Raw genomic sequence first — 18246 nt, 5'->3', positions numbered from 1 at the left:
GCCCCTTACAGCTTCATCAGGCTGGCGTCGTCGACCGAGGCCGAGTGGCGGGAACGGAACAGCGACACGATGATCGCCAGCCCGACAACAACCTCCGCGGCGGCGACGACCATCGTGAAGAAGGCGATGATCTGGCCGTCGAGGTTTCCGTGCATGCGGGAGAAGGTGACGAACGCGAGGTTGCAGGCGTTGAGCATCAGCTCCACGCACATGAACACCACGATCGCGTTCCGCCTGATCAGCACCCCGGACGCGCCGATGGTGAACAACAGCGCGGCGAGATAGAGGTAGTTGACCGGATTCACTTGGCGACCTCCTCTTCTTCTGCGGTGTCCCGGCCGAGCCGTTCGCCGGAGCGCTGTTCGAGCGCCTTGAGTTCGGCGAGCGACTCGTGGGACACATCGCGCATCTGGCCGCGCTTGCGCAGCGTCTGCATCACGGTGAGTTCCGACGGTGTGCCGTCGGGGAGCATTCCGGCGATGTCCACGGCGTTGTGCCGGGCGTAGACACCGGGGGCGGGCAGCGGCGGCAGATGACTGCTGCGTACGCGCTCCTCGGACATCTCCCGCTGGTTCTTGGCCCGTTCGGTGCGCTCGCGGTGGGTGAGCACCATCGCGCCGACGGTCGCGGTGATCAGCAGTGCGCCGGTGATCTCGAAGGCGAAGACGTACTTGGTGAAGATGAGGCTGGCGAGCCCCTCCACGTTCCCGCCGTGCTCGGTGTTGGCCGTGCCGAGCCCGTTGAAGCTGTTCAGCGAGGCGTTGCCGATGCCCGCGATCAGCAGGACACCGAAGCCGAGCCCGCAGCCGACGGCCATCCAGCGCTGACCCTTGAGGGTCTCCTTCAGCGAGTCCGCCGCCGTGACACCGACGAGCATGACCACGAAGAGGAACAGCATCATGATCGCGCCGGTGTAGACGACGACCTGGACGATGCCCAGGAAGTAGGCGCCGTTGGCGAGATAGAAGACCGCCAGGACGATCATGGTCCCGGCGAGGCTCAGCGCACTGTGCACGGCCCTCTTCATCAGTACGGTGGACAGCGCGCCGAGCACGGCGACGGTGCCGAGCACCCAGAACTGGAAGGCCTCGCCGGTCGACGTCTGGGAGGCCGCAGCGGCCAGGCCGGTCATGCGTCCACCTCCTGCGCCGAGCCGTTGCTCTCGCTGTCGGACGGCTTCTCACCCTTGGAGACGGCGACCTGGCGCTCCGTACCGGGGGCGGCCTCGGTCACCAGGCCCCGGTAGTAGTCCTGTTCGTCCGTGCCGGGGAAGATCGCGTGCGGGCTGTCGACCATGCCTTCCTCCAGGCCCGCGAGCAGCTCGTCCTTGGTGTAGATGAGGCTCTCGCGGGTGGTGTTGGCGAGCTCGAACTCATTGGTCATCGTCAGCGCCCGGGTCGGGCAGGCCTCGATGCACAGTCCGCAGAGAATGCAGCGCGCGTAGTTGATCTGGTAGACGCGGCCGTAGCGCTCCCCCGGGGAGTAGCGCTCCTCGTCGGTGTTGTCCGCGCCCTCGACGTAGATCGCGTCCGCCGGGCAGGCCCAGGCACACAGCTCGCAGCCGATGCACTTCTCCAGGCCGTCCGGGTGACGGTTGAGCTGGTGCCGGCCGTGGAAGCGCGGCGCCGTCACCTTCGGCGTCTCCGGATACTGCTCGGTCAGCCGCTTCTTGAACATGGCCTTGAAGGTCACGCCGAAGCCGGCCACCGGATTCTGGAACTTGTCGTCCGAGGACTGCGGGGACTGGGCGGACCCGCCGGCCCCCGAACCCCCGGAAGCCGCGCTCGACCCCGTCGGCCCGGTGGCCTTCGGCGGCCTCTCGGACCCCCGCGACTCAGGCAGTTCAGACATGGTCGGCCTCCTTTCCGTCACTCGGATTTCCGTCACTCTGAGTATCCACGCCACCACTGACAACGAGCTCTCGCTCACGGCGCGGCACTCGCCGCGGCACCGGCGGCAGGGTCTGTCCGGGCAGCGGTGGCACCGGGAATCCGCCCGCCATCGGGTCGAACTCGGGCTCCGGCTTCGCGTCCTGCGCGACCTCCCGGCCCTTCTTGTCGCGGAACATGTCGACGACGAAGGAGATCAGCAGGATCGCGATCACGGCCCCGGCCACGTAGAGCAGGATCTTCGAGTAGTCGTAGCCTTCGTTGCGCAGCGCCCGCACCGTGGCGACCAGCATCAGCCAGACCACGGAGACCGGGATCAGGACCTTCCAGCCCAGCTTCATCAGCTGGTCGTAGCGGACCCGGGGCAGCGTGCCGCGCAGCCAGATGAAGAAGAACAGCAGCAGCTGCACCTTGATGACGAACCAGAGCATCGGCCACCAGCCGTGGTTCGCGCCCTCCCAGAAGGTGCTGATCGGCCACGGGGCCCGCCAGCCGCCCAGGAACAGGGTGATGGAGACCGCGGAGACGGTGACCATGTTGACGTACTCGGCAAGCATGAACATCGCGAACTTGATCGACGAGTACTCGGTGTTGAATCCGCCGACCAGGTCACCCTCGGACTCCGGCATGTCGAACGGGGCGCGGTTGGTCTCACCGACCATCGTGATGATGTAGATGATGAACGAGACCGGCAGCAGCAGGATGAACCAGCGGTCCTGCTGCGCCTCCACGATCTTCGAGGTCGACATCGACCCGGAGTAGAGGAACACCGAGGCGAACGCGGCGCCCATCGCGATCTCGTAGCTGATCATCTGCGCGCACGAGCGCAGGCCGCCGAGCAGCGGGTACGTCGATCCGGAGGACCAGCCCGCCAGCACGATGCCGTAGATCCCGACCGAGGCGACCGCGAGGATGTAGAGCATCGCGATCGGCAGGTCGGTGAGCTGCATCGCCGTACGGTGCCCGAAGATCGAGACCTCGTTGCCGGACGGGCCGAACGGGATCACCGCGATCGCCATGAACGCCGGTACGGCGGCGACGATCGGGGCGAGGACGTAGACGACCTTGTCCGCCCGCTTGACGACCAGGTCCTCCTTCAGCATCAGCTTGATGCCGTCGGCGAGCGACTGGAGCATGCCCCAGGGGCCGTGCCGGTTGGGACCGATGCGCAGCTGCATCCAGGCGACGACCTTGCGCTCCCACACGATGGAGAAGAGCACGGTCACCATCAGGAACGCGAAGCAGAAGACCGCCTTGACGACGACGAGCCACCAGGGGTCGGTGCCGAACATCGACAGGTCCTCGGCGGCGAGCACCGCGCCGTGCGGGGCCGCGGCCAGTTGAGCGAAGGCAGTCACGCTCGCACCTCCGGTGTGACGTCGGGAGTACCCGGTGCGGCGGGGCCGATCCGCACCAGACCGCCGGGCTGGGCACCAGTACCGGCCGGTACGCCCCGTCCGACGGAGTTCAGCGGCACCCAGACCACCCGGTCCGGCATGTCGGTGACCTGGAGCGGGAGTTCGACACTGCCCGCCGGTCCGCTGACGGCCAGCAGATCGCCGTCCTTGACGCCGGTCTCGGCGGCGGTGCCGGCGGAGAGCCGGGCGACCGCGGCGTGCCGGGTCCCGGCCAGCGCCGCATCGCCCTCCTGGAGCCGGCCCAGGTCGAGCAGCAGCCGGTGGCCCGCGAGGACCGCCTCGCCGTCGCCGGGCCGGGGCAGCGGCTGGGCCGGCTCGCGCGGGCTGTCCGCGTGCGCGCCCTGCCAGCCGCCGAGCCGGTCCAGCTCGCGGCGCACCGACTTCAGGTCCGGCAGCGCGAGGTGGACATCCATCGCGTCGGCCAGCATGTGCAGCACCCGGGCGTCGCCCGGTGCCAGGGTCCGGGTCATCTGCTCGGGCTTCAGCGCGGCCTCGAACATCCGCGCCCTGCCCTCCCAGTTGAGGAAGGTGCCGGACTTCTCGGCGACCGCGGCCACCGGGAACACCACATCGGCGCGGTCGGTGACCTCGCTGGGCCGGAGCTCCAGCGAGACCAGGAAGCCGACCCGGTCCAGGGCCTCCAGGGCCCGGCCCGGATCGGGCAGGTCCGCGGTCTCGACCCCGGCGACGAGCAGCGCGCCCAGTTCGCCGGTGGCCGCGGCCTCGATGATCTGGCCGGTGTCGCGGCCGAACCGGGACGGGAGTTCGGCGACGCCCCAGAGCGCCGCCACCTCGTCCCGGGCCCGCGGGTCGGTGGACGGGCGGCCGCCGGGCAGCAGCGACGGGAGTGCGCCCGCCTCCAGCGCACCGCGTTCGCCGGCCCGCCGGGGAATCCACACCAGGGTCGCGCCGGTGGCGGTCGCCGCCCGTACCGCGGCGGTCGGACCGCCCGGCACGCCGGCCAGTCGCTCCCCCACCACGATCAGGGCGCCGGCACCGCGCAGCGCCTCGGCCGCGGCCGCGCCGTCGCCGTCCAGGCCGACACCGCCCGCGATCGCGTCCAGCCACTCCGTCTCGGTACCGGGGGCGGCCGGCAGCAGCGTGCCGCCCGCCTTCGTGAGCCCGCGGGTGGCGTGCGAGGCGACGGCGAAGGTCCGCTGGCCGTGCTTGCGGTTCGCCTTGCGCAGCCGCAGGAAGACGCCGGGCGCCTCCTCCTCGGACTCGAAGCCGACCAGCAGCACGGTCGGGGCCTTCTCCAGCGAGGTGTACGTGACCCCGCTGCCGTCCAGATCGCGTCCGCGCCCGGCGACGCGGGAGGCCAGGAAGTCGCCCTCCTCGCTGCTGTGCACCCGGGCCCGGAAGTCGATGTCGTTGGTGTCCAGGGCGATCCGGGCGAACTTGCTGTACGCGTACGCGTCCTCGACGGTCAGCCGGCCGCCCGTGAGGACCCCGGCCCGGCCGCGTGCGGCGGAGAGTCCGGCGGCGGCCGCCTCCAGTGCCTCGGGCCAGCTCGCCGGTTCCAGCTCACCGGCCTCGTTGCGTACCAGCGGGGTGGTGAGCCGGTCGCGCTGCTGCGCGTAGCGGAAGCCGAAGCGGCCCTTGTCGCAGAGCCACTCCTCGTTGACCTCGGGGTCGTTGGAGGCGAGCCGCCGCATGACCTTGCCGCGCCGGTGGTCGGTGCGGGTGGCGCAGCCGCCCGCACAGTGCTCGCACACCGAGGGCGACGACACCAGGTCGAAGGGGCGGGAACGGAACCGGTACGCCGCCGAGGTCAGTGCCCCGACGGGGCAGATCTGGATGGTGTTGCCGGAGAAGTACGACTCGAACGGATCGCCCTCGCCGGTGCCGACCTGCTGGAGCGCGCCGCGCTCGAGCAGCTCGATCATCGGGTCGCCCGCCACCTGGTTGGAGAACCGGGTGCAGCGCGCGCAGAGCACGCACCGCTCACGGTCCAGCAGCACCTGGGTGGAGATCGGGACGGGCTTCTCGAAGGTGCGCTTCTTGCCGTCGAAGCGTGAGTCGGTGTCGCCGTGCGACATCGCCTGGTTCTGCAGGGGGCACTCGCCGCCCTTGTCGCAGACGGGGCAGTCCAGCGGATGGTTGATCAGCAGCAGCTCCATCACGCCCTTCTGCGCCTTCTCGGCGACGGGCGAGGTGATCTGCGACTTGACGACCATGCCGTCGGTGCAGGTGATGGTGCAGGACGCCATCGGCTTGCGCTGGCCCTCGACCTCGACGATGCACTGGCGGCAGGCGCCGACCGGGTCGAGGAGCGGGTGGTCGCAGAAGCGCGGGATCTCGATGCCGAGGAGTTCGGCGGCCCGGATGACCAGGGTGCCCTTGGGCACGCTGATCTCGATGCCGTCGATGGTCAGCGTGACGAGGTCCTCGGGCGGGAGAGCCGCCTCGCCGCCCCCGGAGGGCGCACTCGTGGTGACTGTCATGCGTTCACCCCCCGGTGAGCGTTCTTGTCGTCGGCCCAGACGGTCGACTTGGCGGGATCGAAGGGGCAGCCCTTGCCCGTGATGTGCTGCTCGTACTCCTCGCGGAAGTACTTGAGCGAGGAGAAGATCGGCGAGGCGGCGCCGTCGCCGAGGGCGCAGAACGACTTGCCGTTGATGTTGTCGGCGATGTCGTTCAGCTTGTCGAGGTCGGACATCTGTCCCTTGCCGGCCTCGATGTCGCGGAGCAGCTGGACGAGCCAGTAGGTGCCCTCACGGCACGGCGTGCACTTGCCGCAGGACTCGTGGGCGTAGAACTCGGTCCACCGGGTGACGGCCCGCACGACGCAGGTCGTCTCGTCGAAGCACTGGAGCGCCTTGGTTCCGAGCATGGAACCGGCGGCGCCGACGCCCTCGTAGTCGAGGGGCACGTCGAGGTGCTCCTCGGTGAACATCGGGGTGGAGGAGCCGCCCGGGGTCCAGAACTTGAGCCGGTGGCCGGGGCGCATCCCGCCGCTGATGTCGAGGAGCTGGCGCAGCGTGACGCCGAGCGGGGCCTCGTACTGGCCGGGTCCCGCGACGTGTCCGCTGAGCGAGTAGAGCGTGAAGCCCGGGGACTTCTCGCTGCCCATCGACTTGAACCAGTCCTTGCCCTTGTTCAGGATCGCGGGAACCGAGGCGATGGACTCGACGTTGTTCACCACGGTGGGGCAGGCGTACAGACCGGCGACCGCGGGGAAGGGGGGCCGCAGCCGGGGCTGGCCGCGCCGTCCTTCGAGCGAGTCGAGCAGTGCGGTCTCCTCACCGCAGATGTACGCGCCGGCGCCCGCGTGCACGGTGAGTTCCAGATCGAGTCCGGAGCCCATGATGTCCGTACCGAGGTAGCCCGCTTCGTACGCCTCGCGCACGGCCTCGTGCAGCCGCCGCAGTACGGGGACGACTTCGCCGCGCAGGTAGATGAAGGCGTGCGAGGAGCGGATCGCGTAGCAGGCGATCACGATGCCTTCGATGAGGCTGTGCGGGTTGGCGAAGAGGAGCGGGATGTCCTTGCAGGTCCCAGGCTCCGACTCGTCGGCGTTGACCACCAGGTAGTGCGGTTTGCCGTCGCCCTGCGGGATGAACTGCCACTTCATCCCGGTGGGGAAGCCCGCGCCGCCGCGGCCGCGCAGACCGGAGTCCTTGACGTACGCGATGAGGTCGTCCGGGGACATGGCGAGGGCCTTGCGCAGCCCCTCGTAGCCCTCGTGGCGGCGGTAGGTCTCCAGGGTCCAGGACTCGGGTTCGTCCCAGAAGGCGGACAGGACCGGTGCCAGAAGCTTCTCGGGACTGGTCCCGTTCTTGTCGATTTCGGCGGCCAACGTCATCACTCCCCCTCCTCGGCGGCGGGACCGGCCGGGTGGTCCGGGTCGGATGCCGAGGTCTGCTGCGGTGCGTCGTGGGAGCTGAGGTGCTCGGCGCCCTTGTGCGGTTCGTCGCGCGGGGCTTGGTCGCGCGGGGTCTCACCACGCGGAGAGACCACCCGCGGCTGTCCGGTGGCCTCGCCCTTGGCCAGCTTCAGGCCGATCAGCGAGGCGGGTCCGGCACCGCCGGTGGCCTGGACGGCACCGGGGCGCTCGTCGGGGAAACCGGCCAGTATCCGGGCGGTCTCCTTGTACGAGCACAGCGGGGCGCCGCGGGTCGGCTCGACGGTGCGGCCGGCGATCAGGTCGTCGACCAGCTGCGTCGCGCTCTCGGGCGTCTGGTTGTCGAAGAACTCCCAGTTCACCATCACGACGGGCGCGAAGTCGCAGGCCGCGTTGCACTCGATGTGTTCGAGGGTGACCTTGCCGTCCTCGGTCGTCTCGTCGTTGCCGACGCCGAGGTGGTCCTTGAGCCGGTCGAAGATCGCGTCGCCGCCCATCACCGCGCAGAGCGTGTTGGTGCAGACGCCGACCTGGTAGTCGCCGCTCGGCCTGCGGCGGTACATCGTGTAGAAGGTGGCGACCGCGGTGACCTCGGCGGTGGTGAGGCCGAGCAGCTCGGCGCAGAACGCCATGCCCGTACGGGAGACGTACCCCTCCTCCGACTGCACGAGGTGCAGCAGCGGCAGCAGCGCGGAGCGGCTGCCGGGGTAGCGGGCGATCACCTCCTTCGCATCCGCTTCGAGCCTGGCGCGCACCTCGGCCGGGTAGGCGGGGGCGGGGAGCTGCGGCATCCCCAGACTGACTTCGCTGCGTGCTTCGGTCACCGGTCGACGCCTCCCATCACGGGGTCGATGGACGCGACGGCGACGATGACGTCGGCGACCTGGCCGCCCTCGCACATCGCCGCCATGGCCTGGAGATTGGTGAAGGACGGGTCACGGAAGTGGACCCGGTAGGGGCGGGTGCCGCCGTCCGAGACGACGTGCACGCCGAGTTCGCCCTTGGGCGACTCGACCGCGGTGTACGTCTGCCCGGCCGGGACCCGGAAGCCCTCGGTCACCAGCTTGAAGTGGTGGATCAGGGCCTCCATGGAGGTGCCCATGATCTTCCTGATGTGGTCGAGCGAGTTGCCGAGCCCGTCCGGTCCGAGCGCGAGCTGCGCGGGCCAGGCGATCTTCTTGTCGGCGACCATGACCGGGCCGGGGGCGAGCCGGTCGATGCACTGCTCGACGATCCGCAGCGACTGGCGCATCTCCTCGAGACGGATGAGGAAGCGGCCGTAGGAGTCGCAGCTGTCCGCCGTGGGGACGTCGAACTCGTAGTTCTCGTACCCGCAGTAGGGGTCGGTCTTGCGCAGGTCGTGCGGGAGTCCGGCGGAGCGCAGGACGGGACCGGTGGCGCCGAGCGCCATGCAGCCGGTCAGGTCGAGATAGCCGACGTCCTGCATACGGGCCTTGAAGATGGGGTTGCCGGTGGCGAGCTTGTCGTACTCCGGCAGGTTCTTCTTCATGGTCTTCACGAACTCGCGCAGCTGGTCGACCGCGCCCGGGGGCAGGTCCTGGGCGAGTCCGCCGGGCCGGACGAACGCGTGGTTCATCCGGAGGCCGGTGATCAGCTCGAAGAGGTCGAGAACGAGTTCACGGTCGCGGAAGCCGTAGATCATGATCGTCGTGGCGCCGAGCTCCATGCCACCGGTGGCGATGCACACCAGGTGCGAGGAGATCCGGTTGAGCTCCATCAGCAGCACGCGCAGGACGGTGGCCCGGTCGGGGATCTGGTCCTCGATGCCGAGGAGCTTCTCCACCCCCAGGCAGTACGCCGTCTCGTTGAAGAACGGCGTCAGGTAGTCCATGCGCGTGACGAAGGTGGTGCCCTGCGTCCAGTTCCGGAATTCGAGGTTCTTCTCGATGCCGGTGTGGAGGTAGCCGATGCCGCAGCGGGCCTCGGTGACGGTCTCGCCGTCGATCTCCAGGATCAGCCGGAGCACACCGTGTGTGGACGGGTGCTGGGGACCCATGTTGACGATGATGCGCTCGTCGTCGGAGGCGGCCGCCGACTGGACGACCTCGTCCCAGTCGCCGCCGGTGACTGTATATACAGTCCCCTCGGTCGTGGCCCTGGGTGTTGCGTGGGGAGTGGTCATCAGGAGTACGACCTCCGCTGGTCCGGAGCCGGGATCTGGGCGCCCTTGTACTCGACGGCGATGCCGCCGAGCGGGTAGTCCTTGCGCTGCGGGAAGCCCTGCCAGTCGTCCGGCATCATGATCCGCGTGAGGGCGGGGTGCCCGTCGAAGATGAGCCCGAAGAAGTCGTAGGTCTCGCGCTCGTGCCAGTCGTTGGTCGGGTAGACCGCGACGAGGGACGGGATGTGCGGATCGCTGTCCGGTGCGGACACCTCGAGCCGGATGAGCCGGCCGTGGGTGAGGGACCGCAGGTGGTAGACGGCGTGCAGCTCGCGTCCCTTGTCACCGAGGAAGTGGACGCCGCTCACCCCCGTACAGAGTTCGAAGCGCAGTGCCGGGTCGTCGCGCAGGGTCCTGGCGACGGTGGGCAGGTGCTCGCGGGCGATGTGGAAGGTGAGTTCGCCGCGGTCGACGACGGTCTTCTCGATGGCGTTGTCGGGAAGCAGACCCTGTTCCTCCAGGGCCCCTTCGAGCTCGTCGGCCACCTCGTCGAACCAGCCGCCGTACGGACGCGAGGTGGCGCCCGGCAGGGTGACCGTGCGGATGAGCCCGCCGTAGCCGGAGGTGTCGCCGCCGTTGTCGGCGCCGAACATGCCCCTGCGCACGCCGATGACCTCGCCGGTCTCGTCGCGCGGGGAGGGGACGCCGTTGGCGTTCGGCTCGCTGTGGTTGTCGTTCCCGCTCACCGGAGCAGCCCCTTCATCTCGATCAGGGGCAGTGCGTTGAGCGCCGCTTCCTCCGCCTCGCGGGCGGCCTCCTCCGCGTTGACCCCGAGCTTGGAGCCCTGGATCTTCTGGTGGAGCTTGAGGATCGCGTCGATCAGCATCTCGGGACGCGGCGGACAACCCGGCAAATAAATATCAACCGGGACAATATGATCAACACCCTGAACAATGGCGTAATTATTGAACATTCCGCCCGATGACGCGCAAACCCCCATGGAGATGACCCACTTGGGATTCGGCATCTGGTCGTAGACCTGCCGCAGGACGGGCGCCATCTTCTGGCTGACCCGCCCTGCCACGATCATCAGGTCCGCCTGCCGCGGCGATCCGCGGAAGACCTCCATCCCGAACCGGGCCAGGTCGTAGCGCCCGGCCCCGGTCGTCATCATCTCGATGGCGCAGCAGGCGAGGCCGAAGGTGGCGGGGAATACGGACGACTTCCGTACCCAGCCGGCGGCCTGCTCGACAGTGGTCAGCACGAAGCCGCTGGGCAGCTTCTCTTCGAGTCCCATGGTGTGCCCCTCAGCCCCTCAGTCCCATTCCAGGCCGCCGCGACGCCATACATACGCATAGGCGACGAAGACGGTGAGCACGAAGAGCAGCATCTCGACGAGCCCGAAAATCCCCAGGGCGTCGAAGGTGACCGCCCAGGGATAGAGGAAGACGATCTCGATGTCGAAGACGATGAAGAGCATCGCCGTCAGGTAGTACTTGATCGGAAAGCGGCCGCCTCCGGCTGGAGTGGGGGTGGGTTCGATACCGCACTCGTACGCTTCGAGCTTTGCCCGGTTGTAGCGCTTGGGGCCGATAAGCGTGGCGCTGATCACGGAGAAGATCGCAAACCCTGCCCCGAGGGCACCGAGCACGAGGATGGGCGCGTAGGCATTCACGCTCCTCGCTCCTTCCAGTCGTCCTTGACCGTTGGACCTCATCGGGCCATCTGGCTCGCCGCCTCACCAAGATCGTGCACATGTGAGGCAGTTCACAAGCCCGACTGCCCCGCATCCTATGCCCGCCATCCTGTGATCTGCGACACGGGGTACGACAACGTCTTTGTGATCTCCACCACCTGACGAACGATCATGAAGTCGGATGAGCGGTGATCTTCGTACACGAAGCGGTCGAGTGATCACGAGACGTGACATTCGATGCCGTTGACGCTGGTCAAAGGGGTGCTGCCGTATCAAGCCGCGCCGCCGAGAACCAAATTGGAGATGGACGCGATGCGGTGATATAGGGATCTGCCCCACTCTGGGGTGACCTCCGGGCCAACCGGACACCCAGGCAGTGGTTCACGAGGGTCGAAGCGGAAGGTTCCCGACATCGACCCCGTTCCGGGCGAATGGGCCACTGTGCGCCGCCGATTCCCGGCCGACCCTCACCCGGCACCCCGCCCGTCCCGCGCTCCCTCGCGCGAAGCGTTCGCGCACCCGTCACGCCGAGACCATGCTGTGACCTGCGTCACCCGACGGCTTCCCTCATACAAGCGGGCTTGGCCAACGGCGTGAGCGGATGGTAGGTGCCGGGCAATTCGGGCGTATTGCCGAAAACCCGTGATCACGGCCATGATCACGTCCGTCCGTTTTGCCCGTTACGGCGTCAATAAGGGCCGCCGGAAAGCGGATTCACAGATTCCGGACGTAACTGTGTCGCAACACACGTTTCTTGATGGGACCCCGGGGGCCCTGATAGCGCTAGTACCCATGTCCCACACCGCTCTCATACCCAGCCACCGGAAGCCCCGCCGGAACGCCTCGAAGACGGCGCTCCGAGCCGGAGTTGCCGGTGGTGTCCTCAGCACCATCGCGGTCGCAGGCGCTGCCGGTCCGGCCCAGGCCGAGCCGGTGACCCAGACCATCGAGATGCCCACCATCACGGCCGGGCTCTCCACCACCGTCGCGGCGTCCGCCGAGGCCACGCAGCAGGTCGCCCTGGACCTGGAGACGCAGGCCCACGAGGACGCAGCGGCCACGACCGCCGCCAAGGCCGCCAAGAAGGCCAAGGCCGAGGCCGTCCGCAAGGACGAGGCCAAGAAGAAGGCCGAAGCGGCCGCCAAGGCCAAGGCGGAGGCCGCCGAGCGCGCCTCCCGCACCGCCGAGCGCACGACGCTCAGCGCCCCCTCGGGCTCCTCGGCATCCGGTTCCTCGGTGTCGACCGCCTCGGCACCGGTCTCCTCGGCCGCCACGGGCTCCGCGGCCTCCGTCGTCGCGTTCGTGCAGGCGCAGGTCGGCGACGCGTACGTGCCCGGCGGCACCGGCCCCAACTCGTGGGACTGCTCCGGCCTCGTCCAGGCCGCGTTCCGCACGGTGGGCGTCGACCTGCCGCGCGTCTCGCAGAGCCAGTCGACCGCAGGCACCCAGGTCGGGCTCGGCAACCTCCAGCCGGGCGACATCCTTTACTGGGGCAGCGCGGGCAGCGCGTACCACGTGGGTGTCTATGTGGGCGGCGGCCAGTTCGTCGGCGCGCAGAACTCCTCCACCGGTGTGGTGCAGCGCCCCCTGGACTACGACATGCCGACCGGCGCGGTCCGCATCCTCTGAGTCGTATCCCCCCTGAGTTCACGGATTCACAAGCGCCTCGGCGCACATCGAAGGGCCGCCGCTCCCCCGCTCGGGAGCGGCGGCCCTTCGGCGTTTCCGGCCAGCGTTTCCGGTCGGCGACTCCGGTCGGCGTCTCCGGTCGGCGTCTCCGGCGGGAACGTGACATCCCCCGGTGGGCGACGTTGACGTCGCGAACCTGCCGGACACCGGCCGCGTGCGCTTGTGAACTGGGGAGAACAGCCCCGCTCCACCGAGCACAGGACGGCCCCGCCATGTCCATCACGGTCTCCACCCCCACCGGCGCCCCACCCCGCACGCCCTTACGCGGCCGGTCGGCCGTGCTCTCCATGACGCTGGCCCTCTTCGCCATCGTCACCACCGAGATCCTGGCGATCGGTCTGCTGACGCCGATCGGGGCCGAGTTCGGCGTCGCGGACGGCACGGCGGGCCTGATGACGACCAGGCCGGGGCTCCTTGCCGCGGTCGCCGCCCCGACCGTGACTGTCGCGACGGCCCGCGTAGACCGCAGGCTGATGCTCTGCGCCCTCGTCCTGCTGCTCGCGGTGGCCAACTCCCTCACCGCCGCCGCGACGGCCTTCTGGCTGGTGCTGGTCGCCCGGGTGCTGGTCGGCATCACCATCGGCGGCGTCTGGTCGATCGGCGCCGGACTGGCCGGCCGGCTGGTCCGCCCGGCATCGACGGGACGGGCGACGGCGGTCATCTTCTCGGCCGTACCCCTCGGCTCCGTCCTCGGCGTCCCCGTCGGCACGCTCATCGGTGATCTGGCGGGCTGGCGCACCACGTTCGCGACGATGGGGCTGCTGAGCACCGGCGTCCTGGCCCTGCTCCTCCTGACCCTGCCCGCCCTGCCCCCGGCCGAGGTCACCCGCCCCTCGGTACTCCGCGCCCTGCTGCGCGGCACGGGCACCCGGTACGCCCTGCTGATGACGTTCCTCGTCGTACTGGCCCACTTCGCCGCGTACACCTACGTCACCCCCTTCCTGCGGCAGGTCACTCGGGCCGATCCGGGGCAGATCACCGGATACCTGCTGATCTACGGCGCCGCGGGGGTGGCGGGCAACTTCATCGGCGGCGTACTGGTCACACGCGCCCCACGCCTCGCGTTCGGAGCCGCCGCCGGGACGATCGCCGCCGCGACCGCGCTGCTGCCCGTCCTCGGCCGGGGCGACGCGGGCGCGCTCGCGCTGCTCATCGTCTGGGGACCCGGCTACGGCGCGATCCCGGTCTGCTCCCAGACCTGGTTCGCCCGCGCCGCCCCGCGAACACCCGAGGCCACCACGGTCCTGTTCACCGCGTCCTCTTCCAGGCAACACTGGCCGCCGGCGCGCTGACCGGCGGCACGATCGTCGACCACACCTCGCTCCGCGCCGTCATGTGGTGCGGGGCGGTGACGGCGGGCCTCGCGGTGGTGGTGGCGGGTCGCGGGAGCACGGGGGCGCCTTCGTCAGGCCGTTGACGAAGGTGCCCCCGTGGGTTGAAACCGTGCCGGTGTCGGCCCGTGTCGCGGGCCGGCTTCACCGTTGGTGCCGGTGCGGGTCAGACGTTGGTCCCGACGAGCTGCTTGTCGTGACTGGACTGGTCGAGGTGCCCTTCGAGCTTCTCGCCCTCGATGTCGGGGTCGGGGATCAGCCGTCCGTACCACTTGGGGTGGTACCAGATCTCCTTGCCCGCGATGGCCATCACGGCGGGGACGAGGGCGAGTCGGACGATGAAGACGGACGCCATGATCAGGGCCGCGGCGGTGACGACCCGGGCGGACAACCCCGTACCGGCGACCGCGGCGGCGCGGGCGTCGCCGTGAGGGAACGCGGGCCATTCGGCCGGGTCACGGCCCCGAGCGGGTAACGATGCGGCGCGTGGTCGGGATGTAGGCCCCGGAGTCCTCGAACGGCTGTTGCGCGTCTTCGAATCATCAGCCGGGCAGGTGCCCATCCGATTCGCCTGAGCAATGACACGAAATCAAGATTTTAACTTCCGTAGCGGAGGAGTCCACAACTGCGGGTGCAGACCGGAGAAAATCCTTCATTTTGCCAGCACCTGCATGGCGACCCTCATTTTAGATTCCAAGTCGGCTTTTACGCGGGCCATGGCTGCGGCGTTTCCTGCAATGGCTTTCTCCTGGTACGAGAAATCCACTGCGTACCAAACACCCACCACGTTACTTTTGTGCCGACATGCCGCGTCCGCTGTCGCCACCTTCAGTTCATGCGCAGTAGGCTCCGCGGCCTTCCGCCACTCCGGGTCGCCTCCCGCCGCCAGGGGATCCTGGTAGGTGAAGCCCCTGATTTTCATGCACTGCGACCACTTGGCGAATGCGGCTTTGGTTCGATCGTCTTGTTGGGATTCGTCCAGAGTTTTCAGTTTGATATCAATAGCGATTTGCGGGTCATACAGAGCACCGTCCACTCTGCCGGTCAACTCCTTGACCGCCTCGCCCATGCAGCCGTGATACGGCACAGTCTTTCCATTAATTATTTGGCCGCCCGGCCCAAAAGCCTTCCTGGGGTCGGAGGAACCGCGCCCGGCGACCACCATGTCCGGACTTATTTTCTGCGTGGATTCTTCAGAACTGGACCGGCTCACCGAAGCCTCCCCTTCCGAATGATAGCCCCACTTCGCCATCAATCGGGCACTCTGGTGTCCGTACCGGCCGTCTGTCCGAGTGACAGGAGCATCACTGTCACGCGGCCCCGGGGATTCCACCGAGGGCTTATAGGTGAACCCAAATCGTGTCATGCAGAGAGAGATGGACTTCGCATACGCCTTGTTGATTATTGACAGCTGTCCCGGCTTCACCAGGTACGCATCGAGTGGCAGCGGTTTATCGTTTGCGGAATCGATTTCCGGAATGGCAGAGACGGGAGGTGGAGTCTGCGCGGTTTCACGCGCCACCGTACTGTTGATCTCGGGGCGACCTCCGCCAGCGTTTGTGCAGCCAACCAGCAGCAGCAAGAGGATCAGGGAGGCGGCTGTACGACATGAGCGGCGAGACACCTGGACGATCTCTTTCGGTGCAACAATGCGAGAAAGGATTACTGAGTGGAGTGTGCCGCGGCGGGCCCTGCCAGCGCGATCCGAACAGGGCCCACCGCGGGAATTCGCAAGGTGTCAGCCGACCTGAGACGCACCGAGCTTGCCCGATGCATTGTTATTCTTCATCGTCGCAGACAGGTTAATCACCTGACCCGGCGAAACGGTGACACATGCGACACTGCAGTCGTAGTTGCTGTTGTAGTAAAGGTAGAAATTTCGCGGCGTTCCACGGTTGTCCACCGCAGCAGCGTTGTTCTTCACCGAGACGCCTGCGCCGGCACTGCCATTTTCTCCGGCCTTGAAATAACGGCCCGAGTAGTCCGCAATGTTCCCACCCTGTGCGAAATAGGCCCCATACCCGTACGAGCTCGAGTTGTAGTGAAGGCACACCTGGTCAAAAAGGCAGTCCCCATAAGCGGGGGCTGCCGACGCCGTACCGGCTGTCCCCACAACTGCAGCAAAGGCTACGAAACCTGCGGCAAGGACTTTTCTGACACGCATCCCTGTTTCCTCCTCGTGGCTTTGTCCATCAGGGACTCTGCCCCTGGCGGATCGTACTATGAGAAGTCGATCATGAGAAGGCGTCAACTCCGTTGCGGTTAGCACCGATTGCTCATGAGTGCTCGTCAGTGTGCTTGCAGGGAGCCCACGTTTGCTTCATCTGGCCCTCTTGGTACTGGGGCCAGGGCCTTAACTCACCAAGCGCTGGAGGCGAGTTGGAGGGGGCAGGCGGCGTGTTCGTCAAACAAAGCATGGCGCTGGAGGCAGTGGTAGAGCTGACCGGGCATGCGATTGAAGAGGTGTTGCGCTGAGCGGAGGCGCACCGGTCTCCGTAGTGGCCGCGTAGGCCTGCCAGTGCTGGTGGCCGGTGCGCACGGCGACCGCGTAGCCCTGGCCCGGGGTGCGGCCGGTGGTACGAAGCGTCCGGGGCGCCGTAAACCTCGTCGCCGGTGAAGAAGCTCGCACGGACTTTGACGGCATGTGCCTTGGTGGGCATGGCCCGGGTCTGCGCGGCCTTGGTCTCGAACGTCAAACTCCGCGGGTACGCGGGTGTGTTCGCAGCGTTCCTCGCCTCCGGCCCGCTCCTTGCCCGGATGCAGGACGCAGGAATAGTCCGGCATCACCTGTCTCGCCCGAGGAGGAGCAGGGCTTGGATCTCCCCGGATTCCACCGCCGAAGAGTCGAGTCGTGGAAATGGCAGATCCAGTTCGGCCTGCAGCGACGATCTTCGACCGGCGCGATCCGGGTGCTGCGGGAGAAGATCCGCAGCACCCGGACGCTCACGCCTTCGGCGCCACCTTCGTCAGGCCGTTGATGATGCGGTCCATCGCGTCGCCGCCCGTCGGGTCGGTGAGGTTGGCGAGCATCTTCAGGGTGAACTTCATCAGCAGCGGGTGCGTCAGGCCGCGCTGGGTGGCGACCTTCATGACCTTCGGGTTGCCGATCAGCTTCACGAAGGCGCGGCCCATCGTGTAGTAGCCGCCGTAGGTCTCCTTGAGCACCTTCGGGTAGTTGTTCAGGGCCAGTTCGCGCTGGGCCGGGGTCGAGCGGGCGTGGGCCTGGACGATGACGTCCGCGGCGATCTGGCCCGACTCCATGGCGTACGCGATGCCTTCGCCGTTGAACGGGTTGACCATGCCGCCCGCGTCGCCGACGAGCAGCAGGCCCTTGGTGTAGTGCGGCTGGCGGTTGAAGGCCATCGGGAGGGCGGCGCCGCGGATCGGCGTCGTCATGTTCTCGGGGGTGTAGCCCCAGTCCTCCGGCATTGACGCGCACCACGCCTTGAGGACCTCGCGCCAGTCCAGCTCCTTGAAGGCGGAGGAGGAGTTGAGGATGCCGAGGCCGACGTTGGAGGTGCCGTCGCCCATGCCGAAGATCCAGCCGTAGCCGGGCAGCAGCCGGTCCTCGGCGCCTCGGCGGTCCCAGAGTTCCAGCCAGGACTCCAGGTAGTCGTCGTCGTGGCGGGGCGAGGTGAAGTACGTACGGACGGCGACGCCCATCGGGCGGTCCTCGCGGCGGTGCAGGCCCATCGCCACGGAGAGCCGGGTGGAGTTGCCGTCGGCGGCGACGACGAGGGGGGCGTGGAAGGTGACCGGGGTCTTCTCCTCGCCGAGCTTGGCGTGCACGCCGGTGATCCGGCCGGTGCGGGGGTCGGTGATCGGGGCGCCGACGTTGCAGCGCTCGTACAGCCGTGCGCCGCTCTTCTGCGCCTGGCGGGCCAGCTGCTCGTCGAAGTCGTCGCGCTTGCGGACCAGTCCGTAGTCCGGGTACGAGGCGAGATCCGGCCAGTCCAGTTGGAGCCGGACGCCGCCGCCGATGATGCGCAGGCCCTTGTTCCGCAGCCAGCCGGCCTCTTCGGAGATGTCGATGCCCATGGAGACGAGCTGCTTGGTGGCGCGCGGTGTGAGGCCGTCGCCGCAGACCTTCTCGCGCGGGAAGGCGGTCTTCTCCAGGAGGAGGACGTCGAGTCCCGCCTTGGCGAGGTAGTACGCGGTCGTGGAGCCGGCCGGGCCTGCCCCGACGACGATCACGTCCGCGCTGTGTTCGGACAGGGGCTCGGTCACGGTCGGATCTCCCGAAGACTCGAAATCGCG

Annotated in this window: 16 protein-coding genes and 1 pseudogene; 2 read left to right on the top strand and 15 right to left on the bottom strand. The window is 68.1% G+C overall.

Annotated features, from left to right (window positions below; translation table 11 throughout):
• Positions 1-5: 5 nt before the first annotated feature.
• Genes nuoK through FHX80_RS17380 form a run of 11 tightly spaced genes read right to left on the bottom strand, consistent with a single transcriptional unit; the run spans position 6 to position 10948 of the window.
• Complete coding sequence (nuoK, locus tag FHX80_RS17430; RefSeq protein ID WP_024493678.1) at positions 6-305, bottom strand: NADH-quinone oxidoreductase subunit NuoK; 300 nt, start codon at positions 303-305, stop codon at positions 6-8.
• Complete coding sequence (locus FHX80_RS17425) at positions 302-1132, bottom strand: NADH-quinone oxidoreductase subunit J (protein ID WP_145765029.1); 831 nt, start codon at positions 1130-1132, stop codon at positions 302-304. Before FHX80_RS17425 ends, nuoK begins: the two co-directional genes overlap by 4 nt.
• Entirely contained in the window at positions 1129-1851 is a 723-nt protein-coding gene (gene nuoI / locus FHX80_RS17420) for an NADH-quinone oxidoreductase subunit NuoI (protein ID WP_145765028.1), read from the bottom strand. Before nuoI ends, FHX80_RS17425 begins: the two co-directional genes overlap by 4 nt.
• Positions 1844-3247 (bottom strand): NADH-quinone oxidoreductase subunit NuoH, encoded by a 1404-nt coding sequence (gene nuoH / locus FHX80_RS17415; RefSeq protein WP_145765027.1) that lies wholly within the window; start codon positions 3245-3247, stop codon positions 1844-1846. The genes nuoI and nuoH overlap by 8 nt, the downstream gene beginning before the upstream one ends.
• A complete protein-coding gene (locus FHX80_RS17410) occupies positions 3244-5751 on the bottom strand; it encodes an NADH-quinone oxidoreductase subunit G (protein ID WP_145765026.1) in 2508 nt (835 codons plus the stop codon). The genes nuoH and FHX80_RS17410 overlap by 4 nt, the downstream gene beginning before the upstream one ends.
• A complete protein-coding gene (gene nuoF / locus FHX80_RS17405; protein ID WP_208764677.1) occupies positions 5748-7115 on the bottom strand; it encodes an NADH-quinone oxidoreductase subunit NuoF in 1368 nt (455 codons plus the stop codon). Before nuoF ends, FHX80_RS17410 begins: the two co-directional genes overlap by 4 nt.
• Positions 7112-7942 carry an NADH-quinone oxidoreductase subunit NuoE gene (gene nuoE, locus FHX80_RS17400; RefSeq protein WP_123460986.1) on the bottom strand — a complete coding sequence of 277 codons (831 nt, stop codon included), beginning with the start codon at positions 7940-7942 and terminating at the stop codon, positions 7112-7114. Before nuoE ends, nuoF begins: the two co-directional genes overlap by 4 nt.
• 29 nt (positions 7943-7971) lie before the next feature.
• Positions 7972-9294: an NADH-quinone oxidoreductase subunit D gene (locus FHX80_RS17395; protein ID WP_145765024.1), complete on the bottom strand. Its 1323-nt coding sequence runs from the start codon at positions 9292-9294 to the stop codon at positions 7972-7974.
• Complete coding sequence (locus FHX80_RS17390) at positions 9294-10019, bottom strand: NADH-quinone oxidoreductase subunit C (protein WP_145765023.1); 726 nt, start codon at positions 10017-10019, stop codon at positions 9294-9296. Before FHX80_RS17390 ends, FHX80_RS17395 begins: the two co-directional genes overlap by 1 nt.
• On the bottom strand, positions 10016-10570 hold the full coding sequence (locus FHX80_RS17385; RefSeq protein WP_024491742.1) for a NuoB/complex I 20 kDa subunit family protein: 555 nt from the start codon (positions 10568-10570) through the stop codon (positions 10016-10018). Before FHX80_RS17385 ends, FHX80_RS17390 begins: the two co-directional genes overlap by 4 nt.
• 18 nt (positions 10571-10588) lie before the next feature.
• The gene (locus FHX80_RS17380; protein WP_145765022.1) at positions 10589-10948 is read right to left on the bottom strand and encodes an NADH-quinone oxidoreductase subunit A; all 360 of its coding nucleotides are present in this window, start codon (positions 10946-10948) and stop codon (positions 10589-10591) included.
• An 813-nt stretch (positions 10949-11761) separates the two neighbouring features.
• On the opposite strand from FHX80_RS17380, the gene FHX80_RS17375 reads away from it, so the two are divergent.
• Positions 11762-12598: a C40 family peptidase gene (locus tag FHX80_RS17375; protein WP_145765021.1), complete on the top strand. Its 837-nt coding sequence runs from the start codon at positions 11762-11764 to the stop codon at positions 12596-12598.
• 272 nt (positions 12599-12870) lie between these two features.
• Positions 12871-14075: pseudogene (locus tag FHX80_RS17370) on the top strand (MFS transporter).
• Between the two features lie 80 nt (positions 14076-14155).
• On the opposite strand, the gene FHX80_RS17365 reads toward FHX80_RS17370, so the two are convergent.
• The 4 genes from FHX80_RS17365 to FHX80_RS17350 form a co-directional block, all read right to left on the bottom strand.
• Positions 14156-14380 carry a hypothetical protein gene (locus FHX80_RS17365; RefSeq protein ID WP_145765020.1) on the bottom strand — a complete coding sequence of 75 codons (225 nt, stop codon included), beginning with the start codon at positions 14378-14380 and terminating at the stop codon, positions 14156-14158.
• Between the two features lie 261 nt (positions 14381-14641).
• On the bottom strand, positions 14642-15571 hold the full coding sequence (locus FHX80_RS17360; RefSeq protein ID WP_145765019.1) for a hypothetical protein: 930 nt from the start codon (positions 15569-15571) through the stop codon (positions 14642-14644).
• 156 nt (positions 15572-15727) lie between these two features.
• Positions 15728-16153 (bottom strand): hypothetical protein, encoded by a 426-nt coding sequence (locus FHX80_RS17355; RefSeq protein WP_145765018.1) that lies wholly within the window; start codon positions 16151-16153, stop codon positions 15728-15730.
• 779 nt (positions 16154-16932) lie between these two features.
• A complete protein-coding gene (locus tag FHX80_RS17350; protein WP_145765017.1) occupies positions 16933-18216 on the bottom strand; it encodes a geranylgeranyl reductase family protein in 1284 nt (427 codons plus the stop codon).
• Between the last annotated feature and the right edge of the window lie 30 nt (positions 18217-18246).

Source organism: Streptomyces brevispora, assembly GCF_007829885.1.
Lineage (GTDB): Bacteria > Actinomycetota > Actinomycetes > Streptomycetales > Streptomycetaceae > Streptomyces > Streptomyces brevispora.
Note: the sequence above shows the minus strand (reverse complement) of the source record. Positions and strands in the feature narration are given on the sequence as shown.